The organism is Tardiphaga sp. 866_E4_N1_4 (assembly GCF_052076075.1).
Lineage (GTDB): Bacteria > Pseudomonadota > Alphaproteobacteria > Rhizobiales > Xanthobacteraceae > Tardiphaga > Tardiphaga robiniae.
The window spans coordinates 5,067,038-5,081,719 of record NZ_CP197242.1 but is presented as its reverse complement, the minus strand read 5'-3'; the positions used below and the strand labels follow the sequence as shown (position 1 = coordinate 5,081,719).

Annotated in this window: 16 protein-coding genes; 9 read left to right on the top strand and 7 right to left on the bottom strand. The window is 62.1% G+C overall.

Features of this window, described 5'->3' with window-relative positions:
- Positions 1 to 5: 5 nt before the first annotated feature.
- A complete protein-coding gene (gene aroB / locus AB8B20_RS24480; RefSeq protein WP_439073301.1) occupies positions 6 to 1,148 on the bottom strand; it encodes a 3-dehydroquinate synthase in 1,143 nt (380 codons plus the stop codon).
- The gene (locus AB8B20_RS24475) at positions 1,145 to 1,786 is read right to left on the bottom strand and encodes a shikimate kinase (RefSeq protein WP_068732982.1); all 642 of its coding nucleotides are present in this window, start codon (positions 1,784 to 1,786) and stop codon (positions 1,145 to 1,147) included. The genes aroB and AB8B20_RS24475 overlap by 4 nt, the downstream gene beginning before the upstream one ends.
- A gap of 175 nt (positions 1,787 to 1,961) precedes the next feature.
- Here AB8B20_RS24475 and AB8B20_RS24470 point away from each other — a divergent pair, with 175 nt between their 5' ends.
- On the top strand, positions 1,962 to 2,108 hold the full coding sequence (locus AB8B20_RS24470; RefSeq protein WP_089262632.1) for a histidine kinase: 147 nt from the start codon (positions 1,962 to 1,964) through the stop codon (positions 2,106 to 2,108).
- Here the strand turns inward: AB8B20_RS24470 and AB8B20_RS24465 are convergent.
- Positions 2,098 to 2,676, bottom strand: a complete 579-nt coding sequence (locus AB8B20_RS24465) for a TetR/AcrR family transcriptional regulator (RefSeq protein ID WP_439073302.1) — start codon at positions 2,674 to 2,676, stop codon at positions 2,098 to 2,100. The two genes, AB8B20_RS24470 and AB8B20_RS24465, sit on opposite strands and share 11 nt — an antisense overlap.
- A 100-nt stretch (positions 2,677 to 2,776) precedes the next feature.
- On the opposite strand from AB8B20_RS24465, the gene AB8B20_RS24460 reads away from it, so the two are divergent.
- The 3 genes from AB8B20_RS24460 to xerD all read left to right on the top strand — a co-directional run bounded on the left by AB8B20_RS24460 (position 2,777) and on the right by xerD (position 5,297).
- Complete coding sequence (locus tag AB8B20_RS24460; RefSeq protein ID WP_439073303.1) at positions 2,777 to 3,817, top strand: SDR family oxidoreductase; 1,041 nt, start codon at positions 2,777 to 2,779, stop codon at positions 3,815 to 3,817.
- Positions 3,818 to 3,849: 32 nt separating this feature from the next.
- Entirely contained in the window at positions 3,850 to 4,260 is a 411-nt protein-coding gene (locus AB8B20_RS24455; RefSeq protein ID WP_439073304.1) for a nuclear transport factor 2 family protein, read from the top strand.
- 83 nt (positions 4,261 to 4,343) lie between these two features.
- A complete protein-coding gene (xerD, locus tag AB8B20_RS24450) occupies positions 4,344 to 5,297 on the top strand; it encodes a site-specific tyrosine recombinase XerD (RefSeq protein ID WP_439073305.1) in 954 nt (317 codons plus the stop codon).
- Between the two features lie 3 nt (positions 5,298 to 5,300).
- Here xerD and AB8B20_RS24445 read toward each other — a convergent pair whose 3' ends face one another.
- The gene (locus AB8B20_RS24445; RefSeq protein WP_439073306.1) at positions 5,301 to 6,083 is read right to left on the bottom strand and encodes a class I SAM-dependent methyltransferase; all 783 of its coding nucleotides are present in this window, start codon (positions 6,081 to 6,083) and stop codon (positions 5,301 to 5,303) included.
- A gap of 180 nt (positions 6,084 to 6,263) precedes the next feature.
- On the opposite strand from AB8B20_RS24445, the gene AB8B20_RS24440 reads away from it, so the two are divergent.
- From AB8B20_RS24440 to AB8B20_RS24430, 3 genes are all read left to right on the top strand, one after another.
- Complete coding sequence (locus tag AB8B20_RS24440; protein WP_439057077.1) at positions 6,264 to 6,611, top strand: MliC family protein; 348 nt, start codon at positions 6,264 to 6,266, stop codon at positions 6,609 to 6,611.
- 84 nt (positions 6,612 to 6,695) lie between these two features.
- Positions 6,696 to 7,463, top strand: coding sequence for a hydroxyacylglutathione hydrolase (gloB, locus tag AB8B20_RS24435; RefSeq protein ID WP_439073307.1), 768 nt, complete (start codon positions 6,696 to 6,698; stop codon positions 7,461 to 7,463).
- Positions 7,463 to 7,897 carry a cupin domain-containing protein gene (locus AB8B20_RS24430; RefSeq protein WP_439073308.1) on the top strand — a complete coding sequence of 145 codons (435 nt, stop codon included), beginning with the start codon at positions 7,463 to 7,465 and terminating at the stop codon, positions 7,895 to 7,897. Before gloB ends, AB8B20_RS24430 begins: the two co-directional genes overlap by 1 nt.
- A 157-nt stretch (positions 7,898 to 8,054) precedes the next feature.
- Here AB8B20_RS24430 and phbB read toward each other — a convergent pair whose 3' ends face one another.
- Complete coding sequence (phbB, locus tag AB8B20_RS24425; RefSeq protein ID WP_068732968.1) at positions 8,055 to 8,780, bottom strand: acetoacetyl-CoA reductase; 726 nt, start codon at positions 8,778 to 8,780, stop codon at positions 8,055 to 8,057.
- Between the two features lie 183 nt (positions 8,781 to 8,963).
- Positions 8,964 to 10,142 (bottom strand): acetyl-CoA C-acetyltransferase, encoded by a 1,179-nt coding sequence (locus AB8B20_RS24420; RefSeq protein WP_439073309.1) that lies wholly within the window; start codon positions 10,140 to 10,142, stop codon positions 8,964 to 8,966.
- 307 nt (positions 10,143 to 10,449) lie between these two features.
- On the opposite strand from AB8B20_RS24420, the gene phaR reads away from it, so the two are divergent.
- Both phaR and AB8B20_RS24410 read left to right on the top strand, forming a co-directional pair.
- The gene (phaR, locus tag AB8B20_RS24415) at positions 10,450 to 11,049 is read left to right on the top strand and encodes a polyhydroxyalkanoate synthesis repressor PhaR (protein WP_089262652.1); all 600 of its coding nucleotides are present in this window, start codon (positions 10,450 to 10,452) and stop codon (positions 11,047 to 11,049) included.
- 88 nt (positions 11,050 to 11,137) lie between these two features.
- Positions 11,138 to 11,659: a methylated-DNA--[protein]-cysteine S-methyltransferase gene (locus AB8B20_RS24410; RefSeq protein ID WP_439073310.1), complete on the top strand. Its 522-nt coding sequence runs from the start codon at positions 11,138 to 11,140 to the stop codon at positions 11,657 to 11,659.
- Between the two features lie 168 nt (positions 11,660 to 11,827).
- Here the strand turns inward: AB8B20_RS24410 and AB8B20_RS24405 are convergent, their stop codons facing one another.
- Positions 11,828 to 14,623 carry a [protein-PII] uridylyltransferase gene (locus AB8B20_RS24405; protein WP_093759686.1) on the bottom strand — a complete coding sequence of 932 codons (2,796 nt, stop codon included), beginning with the start codon at positions 14,621 to 14,623 and terminating at the stop codon, positions 11,828 to 11,830.
- Between the last annotated feature and the right edge of the window lie 59 nt (positions 14,624 to 14,682).

The following is a 14,682-nucleotide window of genomic DNA, read 5'->3' as shown; positions in this document are numbered from 1 at the left end:
CAGTTCTATCCCGTCAGCTTCTGATGCAGAAAGGCGCGAACCGTCGCGGGATCAACATCGTTTGCAATGACGGCCCGGCCGACGGCTTCCAGCAAAATAAAGGTGAGCTTGCCGCGTTTCACCTTCTTGTCCTGCGCCATCAGCGCCATCAGCGTATCCGCGTCCGCGAGGCCTTCCTGCGCGAAGCCGGCAATGTCCTGCAGCTTCGTGGGGAGACCCACATCGGCGAGATGATGCTGCACGCGGGTCGCATCGCTCTCCGCGATCATTCCAAGCTGCGCCGACAGTTGCGCAGCCAGCACCATGCCGACCGACACGCCCTCGCCATGGAACAACCGGTCCGAGAAGCCGGTCACCGCTTCCAGCGCATGCCCGAAGGTATGACCGAGATTGAGCAGTGCGCGCTCGCCGTTCTCGCGCTCGTCGCGCGACACAACACCGGCCTTGGCGCGGCAGGAGGTGGCAATGGCGTGTTCGCGCGCTGCACCGCCGCGCATGATGTCGGCATGGTTGGCTTCCAGCCAGGTGAAGAACTGGTGATCGCCGAGCACACCGTATTTGGCGACTTCCGCATAGCCCGAACGAAATTGCCGTGGCGACAGCGTATCGAGGACCGCCGTATCGGCCACAACCATCACCGGCTGATGGAACGCGCCAAGCAGGTTCTTGCCCTGCGGCGAGTTGATGCCGGTCTTGCCGCCGACGGATGAGTCGACCTGCGCCAGCAGCGAGGTCGGCACCTGCACGAAATCGACGCCGCGGCGCACGATCGCTGCAGCAAAGCCCGCGAGATCGCCGACGACGCCGCCGCCAAGCGCGATGACGAGATCGTTGCGCTCGATCTTCGCCGCGATCAGCGCCTCGGAGACTTTCTCGAGTCCAGCATAGCTCTTCGAGCCTTCGCCTTCCTCGACGACGATATGCGAGGTCGGAATATCAGCCGCCGCCAGCGAGGCTTCCGTTGCAGTCAGCCAATGCTTGGCAACGGTCCTGTCGGTGACGATCGCCGTGCGCACACCCGGCCGCAGTCTGGCGATACGCGCACCAAGCGACGGCAGTACATTGCGGCCGATGACGATGTCATAGGCGCGCTCAGCCAGCGCGACGTCCACGATGATCGGATCGGAATGTTTCAGCGGGGCGGTCATAGTTGAGAACTCAAGGGATCGCCTGTCGGTTCGGAAATGGCGGAAGCTGCGTGCGGGCGGAACAGATGCTCGTGCAGCGCGATGATGCCTTCCTCAACGATCTTCTCATGCGGCACGTCGCGCGAGTCGATCGTGATGTCGGTCTGCTCGTAGAACGGATGGCGCGCCTCGATCAGCCGCGCAATGGTCGCCGCGGGATCGGCGGTCTTCAGCAGCGGGCGGTTTTCCCGGCGCCGCACCCGGCGCAGGATCACATCCGCATCGGCTTTCAGCCACAGCGAGATCGCCTTGTCGCGAATGCGCTGCCGGGTGTCCTCGCGCAAGAACGCGCCGCCGCCGGTCGCCAGCAGGATCGGTCCGCTGTCCAGCAGCCGGGCGATCACCCGCGCCTCACCGTCGCGGAAATGCGGTTCGCCGTGGACTTCAAAAATGTCCGGGATCGACATCCCGGCCGCCGCCTCGATCTCGTTGTCGGCGTCGACGAAAGGCAGCCGCAGCCGCGTCGCCATGCGCCGGCCGATGGTGGATTTGCCCGCCCCCATCATGCCCACCAGCACGACCGAGCGCTTTCCCAGCGCCGCGACGATGGCGGCCTCCTGGGGTGCGCTGGCAATGGCCGGCAAGATGGTCTCGGACATCAAAAACACCTGCAAAATCAGTGAGCGACAAGGGATCGCGGAGGTTTGCCGCATTCCGGTCACCTATACTACCCCCAGCGCCAGCGTTGCCAGCACCTCTTGCAGTCTGTATCCGGACAGGGTGACCGCCCCCGGCGGAACGAATCGTCCCATTTCGCCGCCGAGTTCCCTGATCATGCCCAGCCTGTTCCGCTTTTTGACGGTCGTCGCGGTGATCGTCGGCGTGGTCTATGGCGTCATCTTCGCGCTGGCCAATTTCGTCAATCCGAAGCCACGGGACATGACGGTCACCATCCAGCCGGACAAGTTTCTTAAGAAATAGCTGCGCGCAGCAAGCGCATGAAGAGCTGCATGTCCTCCGCGAATTTCGGACCGGCTCCCTCCGCGTGCTTGATGCCATCGATCGCGGCGACAATGACTCCCGCGACGTCGGCGGGTCTGGCTTGCAATGAGCCGAGATTAATCATGCCCGCGGTCTCGGCATCGCTCAGCGCCTGCGCCAGCAGAGCGACCAGTCGGGCCCGCGCGGCGAGCGTGATATCTTTGGCCAGAGCCATGTTGACGTCGAACAGCTCAATGGCGTCGGCGCTGCCCGCGAAAGGAGCGATCAGTTCGCGCTGAAACACGGCCATCGCCGTCTCGATGCGGCCGAACACGTCACCAGCGCCTGAGAGTGCCGCCTCGACATCGCGCATCGTCCGCGCATGGGCGCGCGTCGAGCCCGCCCGAAACAGATCTTCCTTGCTGTTGAAGCTCAGATAGAGCGACGCCCGCGAAATTCCTGCCGCACGCGCGATGTCGGCCATCGACGCCTTGCGGAAACCGTGGCGGACGAACACCGGGAGTGCGGCATCCAGAATGTGATCGGTTTTGGCATCTCGTTCGCTCATTCAGACAGATTGACAGTTCGTGTCCAAAGCGTCAAAAGACAATTAGACAATAATAGTCCAATTGTCCAATTCACGCATTCCACATGGGACAGGAGCGAACATGCATTCGGAATCGGTCGGCAATCGAGAGACCATTGTTCTTGTCACGGGCATCGGCGGCTTTCTGGGCGGACACATCGCCCGGCAGTTGCTGGCCAAGGGCTACGCCGTCCGCGGTAGCGTTCGTCGCATGAGCGGCTGCGACCGGATCGCGAAGCAGATCTGTGCGACGCCAACCGACTCGCACTCGCTCAGTTTCGCCGAAGCCGACCTCTGCTCCGACATCGGATGGGATGCCGCCGTCACAGGCTGCAACTATGTGATCCACACGGCATCGCCGTTTCCGGCAGGCCTTCCGAAGGATGAAAATGAACTGATCCAACCCGCGCGGGACGGCGCGTTACGGGTACTACGTGCCGCGCACCGCGCAGGCGTGACGCGGGTGGTGCTGACGTCCTCGATCGCGGCCACCAATCACGGTAGCGGCAAGGCGCCGTATACCGAAGACAACTGGACCGATCCGACGGGCAAGCGGGCAACGCCATACTATAAATCCAAGACGCTGGCCGAACGGGCGGCATGGACCTTTGCTGCGGAAACCGGACTGGATCTCGCCGTCATCAATCCCGGCATCATTTTCGGACCTCTGTTGGGTCCGGATTACGCCACGTCGATCGGGCTTGTTCAGCAGATGATGAGCGGCAAGCTCAAACGTGTGCCGCGTTTCGGCATCGCGGTGGTCGATGTCCGCGATGTGGCTGACGCGCATATCAGGGCAATGACCCATCCGGATGCGTCAGGCCAGCGCTTCATCGCGGCCGGGCAGTTTCTATGGATGCGCGACATGGCGGCCGTACTGGCGCAGTCATTTCCGAATTATGCGCCGGTTCTGCCCTCGGGCGAAGTGCCTAACTGGATGATCAAAGCAATGGCGCCGTTCAGCGCACGCTCGCGCATGATCGTCCACGAACTCGACGTTGATCTGAGTGTCAGTGCCGCGAAGGCGCTGCGAATGCTGGATTGGCAACCAAGGTCCGCCGACGAGGCCATTCGCGCCAGTGCACAAAGCCTGATCGACCACGGCCTGCTCGCGACCTCCTGAATTCCCACACCTCACAACAACGGAACCAGCCTATGACCTCATCCATCATCGATCCGAAAGAGCATCCGGAAGCGGAAGCCATCCAAGGTATCGAACGCGCGCGGCTTCGTGCGCTTGTCAGCGCCGACATGGCAGCGGCCGAGCCGCTGCACGCCGCAGACTTCCAGCTGATCACGCCGATCGGCGCGGCACTGTCAAAAGCCGAATATCTTGGTGCCGTTGCAGGTGGCCACATCAAGTACCTAACATGGACGCCCGGTGACATCGCCGTGCGGCTGTATGGCACGAGTGCCGTGATCCGGTATCGCGCCCGCATTGAGGTGGTTTTCGGGGGCCACAAGGTCCCGCCAGGCGACTATTGGCACACCGATGCTTATGAAATGCGTGACCGGCAGTGGATGGTGGTCTGGTCGCAGGCCACATCGATCACACAGTTTGCCTGATCTTTGTGGATCTGCATTCGCTCCGGGTTGCTGCAGCCAGTGAAAACCGCTGCTGCAGCCCGGATCATGGGTTATGATGGCACATGACCACTTCCTCAGACGCCAAGCTCTCCAATCTGTTCCTCGACATGCTCGCCGCCGAACAAGGTGCTGGCGTCAATACACTGGACGCCTATCGCCGCGACCTCGAAGATTTCTCCGAATTTGCTGCCGGGGCGAAATCCAGTTTTGCCGGTGCCGACACCCAGTTGCTGCGCGACTATCTGGAAGATCTCGACGAGCGCGGCTTCAAATCGACCACGGTGGCACGGCGGCTGTCCGCCATACGGCATCTGTTCCGCTTTCTGCTCAGCGAAAAAATCCGCACCGACGACCCGGCCGCCATCCTGTCCGGCCCGAAGCGGGGCCGTAGCCTGCCCAAAGTGCTGTCAATTGCCGATGTCGACCGCATGCTGGTGCAGGCGCGCACGCAAGCGCAGAATGCCGAAGCCTCTGCGCAACAGCGGCTGCGCGATGCCCGGCTCTATTGTCTGCTCGAAGTGCTTTACGCCACCGGGCTTCGCGTCTCCGAGTTGGTCTCGCTACCGCTCACCGCGGCGCGCCGCGATGCCCGCATGATCGTGGTGCGCGGCAAGGGCAACAAGGAGCGGCTGGTGCCGCTCAACGAAACCGCAAAACAGGCGATGGCCGAATATCTCGCCGCGATGGCCGAGTTGCAGAAGGCTCAACCAAAAAAGAGTGCAGCCTCGAAATGGCTGTTTCCGTCCTTCGGCGAGAGCGGCCACCTGACCCGACAGCATTTCGCGCGCGACCTGAAAGAACTCGCGGCGGCATCCGGCATCGCGCCGCGGCTGGTCTCGCCGCACGTGCTGCGCCACGCCTTTGCCAGCCATCTGCTGCATAACGGCGCCGATCTTCGCATCGTGCAGACGCTGCTCGGCCATACCGATATTTCGACCACACAGATCTACACCCATGTGGTGGAAGAGCGGCTCAAGAGCCTGGTCCGCGACCTGCATCCGCTCGCGGAAAAATAGCGCTCAGCGCGAGTGCGACTCGGCCTCGCCAAGATGATCCGCCTCGTCGTCGCGCCGCATCCCGGAGGTCGGCACCAGTACCGGCTGCAGCGCCGGAATCAGCCGCGTGCGTTCGCGCTTGGCGGGGATCGCCCGATAGACCTGTTTGGTGGCTTCGACGATATGCACGCCGGCGAACGGCATCGACAGCGCCGCGCCGATCCGCTCCCAGGCCATAGCCGAGCGCAGGAACCAGCCCATTCCTACCGGCGGCATGAATAGCGCCTCGCTCCACGCTGTCGGCGTAAACCAGGTCTGTCGCAGCAACTGTGTGATTTGCGAACGCGAATAGGGGCGGCCGTGACCGAACGGCGTCGAGTCGGTACGGGTCCAGACGCCCCGGCGATTCGGAATCACCGCCATCAACCGGCCGGACGGCGCAAGCACGCGCCAAACCTCGCGGAGCAGACCTTCGGGATCGTCGGACATTTCCAGGGCGTGCACCAGGATGATGCGATCGACGGCGGCATCCGGCAGCGGCAGCGAGAATTCGTCGACCAGCGTGGCCAGCGCGGGCTTTGCCGTCGGCCATTTCAGCACCCCCTGCGCCGCCGGCATGAAGGCGATGCAGCGTTCGGAATTCTCCCGGAAAAGGCCGAGATAAGGCGTGGGGTAACCCAGACCGAGCACGCGCTGACCCTCCGCGTCGGGCCAATGCGCCTGAATACCGCGATTGATCAACCGCCGCGCCACGATGCCGAGTCGGCGCGAATAGAAATCCCGGAGATCGATCACATCGATGGTCATGGTGACTTTCTAACACGTTGCGGCGGCCTACGATCCCCCGAATCGCGCATTGCCGGGGCAGCGTTAACGCCAGATATCCAGGCCATCGCGGGCGGTGAGTTGCACCAATTGACAAGGCCGGCCCGGCTGCGGCCTAGTCGAAGAAACAGGCGCCGCGACGTCGTTGCAGGAGAGACAAAAATGCTGTCACGCCGAGGTCAAACAATCACAAGGGCGGCGGCGATGGCCGCGGGTCTGGCCGTGGCAGCACTCGCGCCATTCTCCGCCGAGGCCAATCCGGCGACGGTCGATTACATCTGCACCCCCGCACTGCCGGGCGGCAACAAGATCTCCGTCGATTACAATTCAGGCGGCAAGTCGATCACCCTGTTCTATCCCAATGGCGAAACGCTCCGCATGCCGATCCAGCGATCCGGCTCGGGCTTCCGCTACGGCGAAGGCAATGTCGGGATTGCCGGCAAGGGCCAGACCACCATCACGCTGCAGGTTGCCGGCCAGCCCGCGCGCCAATGTGTGACACCGCGCTGACCGTCATGCATCGCCCATATTCATCCCCATCAATTTGCCGCACGTATGTGCGAGCGCATCACGACGTGATCCAACGGAGTTATCATGGCTGCTGAAATTCGTGTGTTCCCCTGCCTGTCCGACAATTTCGGCTACCTGATCCACGATCCGCAGAGCCTGAAGACTGCCGCCATCGACGCGCCGGAGGCCGGTCCCATCATGAAGGTGCTGCAGCGCGAGGGCTGGAAGCTCACCGATATTCTGGTGACGCATCACCATGCCGACCATGTGGGCGGCATCGCGGAGCTGAAGAAAACCTATGGCTGCAAGGTCACAGCGCCGCACGATCAGGGCACGGCAATTCCTGAAGTCGACGTCCGCGTCGCCGAAGGCGATACCGTGCAGGTCGGCGCGCTCACCGCACGGGTGTTCGAGACCCCCGGCCATACGCTCGACCATATCTGCTACGTGTTCGACAGCGAGCTGGCGCTGTTCTCAGCCGACACGCTGTTTTCGGGCGGCTGCGGGCGGGTGTTCGAAGGCACCTATCCGATGATGTGGCAATCGCTGAAGAAGCTGCGCACACTGCCCGACGACTACCGGGTCTATTGCGGCCACGAATACACCGCGGCCAACGTCAAGTTCTGCCTCGGCATCGACGCCAACAACGAAGCGCTGAAGAATCGCGCCGACGAAGTGGCGCAGCTGCGCGCCGTCGGCAAGCCGACCATCCCCGTCCTGCTCGGGCTTGAGAAGAAGACCAACGTGTTTCTGCGCGCTGACGATCCGGCCATCGCCGCCGCGGTCCGCCTCAAGGGATTCAGCGAGGAGGACGTGTTCGGCGAACTCCGTGAACGCAAGAACAAGTCCTGATGACAGGCAAGACGCCAACTGCAGCCGAGATCATCGCGACGCTCGGCCTGCAGCCGCATCCCGAAGGCGGCCACTACCGCGAGACGTTTCGCGACAGTCGCGTAGATGCCGGCGGGCGGGCGGCGTCTACGGCGATCTACTTCCTGCTGGCATCAGGCGAACGCTCGCACTGGCATCGCATCGATGCCGTCGAGATCTGGCACTATCATGCGGGCGCTCCGCTTACGCTGGAAATCGCCAGCGACGCCGGCCAGCGCACGATCACGCTCGGGCCGGACGTCGCCGCTGGACAAGAGCCACAAGGCATTGTCCCACCGCATGCTTGGCAGGCCGCCTCCACCACTGGCGACTGGACGCTGGTCGGCTGCACCGTGGCACCGGGTTTCGATTTCGCGACGTTTGAGTTGGCCCCGAAGGGCTGGAAGCCCGACTAGCCCGGCTTCCAGATCATATCCTTCGCTGCGATGCGGCGTCCTCCGTAAAGCGATGTACGGCGAAGGCCAGAAACGCGACGTTGACGCATGTCGCACATCCTTCGAGACGCCCGCAGGGCGGGCTCCTCAGGATGAGGTCAGCGGAAACCGCGTCTGCTCAGGCGTGATATTGCCCGCCATTGATGGTCATGGTCGAGCCGGTGAAGAAGCCGGACTCGTCTGCAGCCAGGAACACCACGGCGCGCGCAATTTCCTCGGGCTCGCCGAGGCGATTGACCGGGATCTGCGGCAAAATGCTCTTCTCGAGCACGGCGAGCGGCACGGCCTGCACCATCTCGGTGTTGATGTAGCCAGGACAGATCACGTTGACGGTGATGCCGAGCTTGGCATTCTCGAGAGCCAATGCCTTGGTGAAGCCGATGTCGCCGGCCTTGGCGGCGGAATAATTGACCTGGCCGAACTGGCCCTTCTGGCCGTTGATCGATGAAATGTTGATGACACGGCCGAACTTACGTTCGCGCATACCCTCGATCACCTGACGGGTCATGTTGAACAGCGAACCGAGGTTGGTGTTAACCACCTTGTTCCACTGTTCCGGCGTCATCTTGTGGAAGGCACCATCCATTGTGATGCCGGCATTGTTGACCAGCACTTCCACCGGTCCCAGATCGGCCTCGACCTTTTTCACGCCCGCGGCGCATTCATCGAACGAACCGACATCCCACTTGTAGGTGCCGATACCCGTCTCGCTTTTGAATTTCTCGGCGGCGGCATCGTTGCCGGCATAGCTTGCCGCGACGCTGTATCCCGCAATTTTCAAAGCCTTGCTGATCGCAGCGCCAATCCCTCGTGTTCCACCGGTCACCAATGCTACGCGCGCCATGATCGATCCCTCCACCAATCTCTTTTGTAGTTATAGCTTCGAATTAATCTCGCGATACGCTGAACATCAAGCAGAATTGGACCATCAAGCGAAAATGCCCGACGCAAAGCGCCGGGCATTTTGTTGTAGCAGTGTGTGCAGTGCACGCGCGAGCCGATGTTTTCGGCACGCGACGCGTAAGGATTAGTCGCGTGCGATGCACATCGCGATGCCCATGCCGCCGCCGATGCACAGCGTGGCGAGGCCTTTCTTCGCGTCGCGCTTTTCCATCTCGTGCAACAGCGTGACCAGCACGCGCGCACCGGATGCACCCACCGGATGACCGATCGCGATCGCGCCACCGTTGACGTTAACCTTCGACGTATCCCAGCCGAGGTCCTTGTTCACGGCGCAAGCCTGCGCAGCAAAAGCTTCATTGGCTTCGATCAGGTCGAGATCGTTGATGGTCCAGCCGGCCTTCTTCAGCGCAGAGCGCGATGCCGGGATCGGGCCGGTGCCCATGATCTTCGGATCAACGCCGGCCTGGCCCCACGACACGATGCGGGCGAGCGGCTTGAGGCCTTCCTTGGCGGCCTGCTTGGCGGTCATCAGCACCACGGCAGCAGCGCCGTCATTGATGCCCGATGCGCTACCGGCGGTGACGGTGCCGTCCTTCTCGAAAGCCGGACGCAGCTTGGCCATGGCTTCAATCGTGGCGCCATGGCGCGGATATTCGTCGTCACTGACGATGACGTCGCCCTTGCGGCCCTTGATTGTGACCGGAACGATCTCGTCCTTGAACTTGCCGGCCTTCTGCGCAGCTTCCGCTTTCTGCTGCGATGCAACAGCGAACTCATCCTGCTGCTGGCGCGTGATCTGGTACTGCTTAGCCACGTTCTCGGCGGTGTTACCCATGTGATAGCCGTTGAAGGCATCCCACAGACCGTCCTTGATCATGGTGTCGACGAATTCCACCGGACCCATCTTCACGCCACCGCGCAGATATTGCGCATGCGGGGCCATGCTCATGGATTCCTGACCGCCAGCAACGACGATTTCCGAATCACCATTGAGCAACGCCTGATAGCCGAGCGCGACCGTGCGCAGGCCGGAGCCGCACAGCATGTTGACGCCCCAGGCCGAAGTTTCCACCGGCAGGCCAGCAGCAATCGAGGCCTGACGCGCGGGGTTCTGGCCCTGCGCAGCAGTGAGGATCTGTCCCATGATGACTTCGGAGACGCGGGCCGGATCGATCTTGCCGCGCTCAAGCGCCGCCTTGATGGCAATGGCGCCGAGATCATGCGCCGGCATGGTGGCGAAAGCGCCGTTGAAGCTGCCGACGGGTGTGCGGGCAGCGCTGACGATGACGACATCGTCTGACATGGACATCTCCTGTGTTGAGGTTTTTTCGACGGTCAGAGCCAGAATGGCGGGGCCCGCGTTGCAAACTATCCTGTTAACTGAGGGTTGGACTGTCAATTGGCCAGACGCCAAATTACGGCCGCAACGCACGCAAAATGGCACGGATGTCGCTTTGCATAGCACAAGACTGCTGCCATTTTAACCGTGACGCACAAAACGGTAGCCGAGCCCCTTTGAAAGTGCTTACTTTATTGCATTGCGTTGTTCGACAACCTTATGGCGCGCTGCCGTAAGGTTCCCTGTCCTCGGTCCGTATGTGTGAGCCCCCATGGCGAAATCAGATCAACCCACGACAATCAAAAAATATGCGAACCGCCGGCTTTATAATACCGGAACAAGCACTTACGTGACGCTTGAAGATCTCGCTGCGATGGTAAAGGACGGCGAGGATTTTCTCGTCTATGACGCCAAGACCGGCGACGATATTACCCGCTCGGTGCTGGCCCAGATCATCTTCGAACAGGAAAACAAGGCTGGCCAGAATCTCCTGCCAACCACTTTCCTGCGCCAGTTGATCCGCTTCTATGGCGACAGCATGCAGATGGTGGTGCCGAAGTATCTCGAGCAGTCCATCGACAGCCTGACGCGCGAGCAGGAGAAATTCCGCAAGCAGATGACGAACACGTTCAGCATGACGCCGTTCGCGCCACTTGAGGAAACCGTTCGTCGCAACATGGAATTGTTTCAGCAGACCTTCGCGATGTTCAAGCCGTTCGTGCCGCCGCGCGGCGGCGCTGCGTCGCCGGAGCCAGAAAAGGCGCCGGAGCCGACCGCTGAGCCTGCCGACACCATGGATGACCTGCGTCGCCAGATGAAGGAAATGCAGGAACGCCTCGAGCGCATGTCGCACGAGCCGAAGCCGGAATAATTCGCGGCTCACTTATCGGAAATCGGAATGACGCCGGCCGTAGCTACACCCACGGTCGGCGTTTCCATTTGATGAGCGCAACATCGCCATGGCGAAGCAACCCACCCCACTCACTCTCGACCGGCTCGACACCCCGATCGGCATCGCGCTGCTGGTGACGAACCACGGTGGCGCACTCTGCGCACTCGACTGGATCGATTACGAAGAGCGCTTGCTGACTTTGCTGCGTCGTTACTATGGGACGGTCGAACTGACCGAAAACTCGGCACCATCCGAGATCCGCAGTGCACTCTCACGCTATTTCGACGGCGACCTCGACCAGCTCGATGGCATCACCTGCCACATCCCCGGCACGCCGTTTCAGAACCGCATCTGGACGGCACTGCGAAAAATTCCTGCAGGCAGCACACTCAGCTACGGCACGCTGGCCGCGCAACTCGGCGTGCCCAATGCGATGCGCGCGGCCGGCCATGCCAATGGTGCAAATCCTCTGAGTGTCGTCGTGCCCTGCCACCGCCTGATCGGCGCCAACGGTTCGCTCACCGGCTATGGCGGCGGCATCGCGCGCAAACGCTGGCTGCTAGAGCATGAGGGTGTGGTGGTGAAGTGACATACTAACCTCGCCCCGCTTGCGGGGAGAGGTCGCTTTCCGCATGCGAAGCATGTGGGAAGCGGGTGAGGGGGACTCTCCACTCGCTCCGAGCTTGCTGAGAGCCCCCCTCATCCGTCGCGGACTTGGTCCGCGCCACCTTCTCCCCGCAGGCGGGGAGAAGGAAGATCACGCCGCCGGCTTCTCCGCGATATCGCCGTTTGCCAACAGATGGATCAATGCGCGCTTGATCGCAGCCTGACGCGTCGGGGCATTGATCTGCGCGCCGAGCAAATCGGTGACGTAGAACACGTCGCGCGCGCGCTCGCCGAAGGTCGCCACATGCGCCGAAGCGATATTGAGGTTGAGCTTCGAGATCGCCGTGGTCAGTTGATACAGCAGGCCCGGCCGGTCGAGCCCCGAGACCTCGATCACCGTGTAACGATCCGACCACTGGTTGTTGACGATAACTTCCGGCTCGACGGTGAAAGCCCTGATCTTGCCCTTCGTCGAGGCGCGCTTCGCCACGGTTTCCGGCAGCCGCACCTTGCCTTCGAGCACGTCCTCGATCATGTCGCCGATTCGTGTTGCACGGCGGCCTTCGTCGTCATCGCGATCGTATTCCCGGGAGATCGCGATGGTGTCCAGCGCGCGGCCATCGGTCGTGGTGTAAATCTGCGCGTCGACGATGTTGGCGCCGGCTGCGGCGCATGCGCCGGCGATGATCGACAGCAACCAGGGATGGTCGACGGCCAGAATCGTGAGCTCAGTGACGCCGCGGGCTTCATCGAACCCGACATTGATCGCGAGCTTGTGCCCGGCCTCTTCCGATGCCCGCAGGAAGCGCGCGTGGCGAATTTTGCGGTCGAGCTCGACCTTGAGCCAGTAGGCCGGATAGTGCCGCAGAATATACGCGTTGAGATCCTGCTCGGGCCACTCGGTGAAGGCACGGCGGAATTCCGCCTGCGCCGACGCGATGCGCTGTGCGCGATTGACCTCGGAGAAACCACCGGTCAGCACCGGCTCGGTTTCGTAATACAGCGTCCGGATCAGCTGCGCCTTCCAGCCGTTCCAGACGCCGGGACCGACGCCGCGGATATCCGCGGTGGTGAGGATCGTGAGCAGCTTCATCTGCTCCACCGACTGCACAACGGCGGCGAAATTCTCGATGGTCTTGCTATCCGACAGGTCGCGCGACTGCGCCACCGTGGACATCGTCAGATGCTCTTCGATGAGCCACGCAACGAGATCGGTGTCGGCGGCGTTGAATCCGAGCCGCGGGCACAGTCGCCGCGCCACCTTGGCGCCGGCGATGGAGTGATCCTCCGGACGCCCCTTGGCGATGTCATGCAGCAACACCGTGATATAGATCACCGCCCGATGTTCCGGGCGGATCTTACGCATCAGATCGCTGGCGACAACGAACTCGTCATTCCCGCCGCGCTCGATCTCCTGAAGGATGCCGACACACCGCAGCAGATGCTCATCCACCGTATAGTGATGATACATGTTGAACTGCATCATCGACACGATGCGGCCGAAGGCACGAATGAAATGACCGAGTACGCCGGTCTCGTTCATCCGCCGCAGCACGATCTCGGCATTGTCCGAGGTCAGGATCTCCATAAACAGCGCGTTGGCTTCGGCGTTCTCGCGGATCTCGGGCGTGATCAGCCGGAGCGAACGCGTCGCGGTCCGCATCGCATCGGGATGGAAGGCCAGATTGTGCTTCTGCGCCAACCGGAAGAACCGGATCAGGTTGATCGGGTCTTCCTTGAACACGTCGGGCGCAGCAAGGTTGATGCGGTTGTTGTCGATGATGAACGCATCGCTGTCCGGCAACCGGCGGCGATGCATCTCGGGCCGCAACTTGGCCATCATGCGCGTCAGCGCCGGCGCCGGCTTGGCCTGCTGGTCTTCGAGCTTCGCGCACAGGATCGCGGTAAGATCGCCGACTTCCTTGGCAATCAGGAAGTAGTGCTTCATGAAGCGCTCGACGTCCTGCATGCCGGGATGCGAGGTATAGCCGAGGCGAACCGCAATCTCGCGCTGCAGGTCGAAGGACAGCCGCTCTTCCGGCCGTTTGGTCAGGAAGTGGATATTGCAGCGGACCGACCACAGGAAGTCTTCACAACGCTTGAAGGTGCGGTATTCCTGCGGATCGAACACGCCGCGCGCGACCAGCTCCTTGCTGTCGCGCACCCGATAGACGTATTTCGCGATCCAGAACACGGTGTGCAAATCGCGCAGACCGCCCTTGCCGTCCTTGACGTTGGGCTCGACCAGATAGCGCGACTGGCCGCCACGGCGATGGCGCTCCTCGCGTTCGGCGAGCTTGGCAGTGACAAATTCCGCGGCGGTTCCCTGCACCACTTCGGCATCGAAGCGCGTGACCAGTTCGTCGTAGAGAGCCTGATCGCCGGTGAGGAAGCGCGTTTCCAGGATCGCGGTGCGAATCGTCATGTCGCCGCGCGCCTGGCGGATCGACTCATCCACCGAACGCGTAGCGTGGCCGACCTTCAGGCCCATGTCCCACAGGCAATAGAGAATCACTTCGGCGACCTGCTCGCCCCAGGCGGTCTGCTTGTAGGGCAGGATGAACAACAGATCGATGTCGGATTCCGGCGCCATCAGCCCACGGCCATAGCCACCGGTGGAGACCACCGCCATCCGTTCGGCACCAGACGGGATTGGCGAATGATAGAGATGCTTCGTCGCGGCGGCGAACAGCATGCGGATGATTTCATCCTGCACGTGGCAGAGCTGCTCGGCACAGCGTCGGCCGTGGCGGTCCTTCAGCAACACGGCCTCGGCGGCTTCACTGGCCTTGAGCAGTTCGGCCTTCAGCAGCTTGGCGACCGCGGCGCGAAACAAATCGTTCTTGCCGCGATGCTGCACTGCAAGCGCATCGATCTCGGCGGTAATCCGCGTCGTGTCGAAGTCGGTTTCGGTCGTCGGTCTGTCTTGTGTAGCAACGCTGTCCATGAACAACCCGGATATCGGACGGCGCAAGCGCTGTCACGGTGATTGTAGCCCCACAGCTA